Here is a 290-nt window from a genome sequence, read left to right as displayed (position 1 = left end):
GGCGACATGGCCACCGGTGCGGGCTCGGTGGACAACGCCGGCACCATCAGCGTGCCGCGCGGCAACGCGACGCTGGTGGGCCTGGCCATCAACCAGGCCGGCCGCATCAGCGCGACGACCAGCGTGTCGCAGAACGGCTCCATCCTGCTGCTGGCGCAAGGCGATGCAGCCGAAACGAGCATCGAGACGGGCGCGGCGCTGGCCACGTCCGACCCCGCCTTCACGCGCGCCGTGCGCAACGGCACGCTGACGCGGGCGGCCGGCAGCGACACGGAGATCAGGCCCGACAA

1 protein-coding gene is annotated in these 290 nt (G+C 72.8%); it reads left to right on the top strand.

The annotated features are described in order from the left end of the window. Window positions 1-290: hypothetical protein (locus ACG04R_RS28515; protein WP_394418223.1), on the top strand; the 290-nt coding region annotated here is incomplete at both ends.

The sequence above is a fragment of the Pelomonas candidula genome (assembly GCF_043555985.1).
Classification (GTDB): Bacteria; Pseudomonadota; Gammaproteobacteria; order Burkholderiales; family Burkholderiaceae_C; genus Pelomonas; species Pelomonas candidula.
The sequence above is the reverse complement of the archived record's forward strand: the minus strand, read 5'-3'. Positions and strand labels throughout refer to the sequence as shown.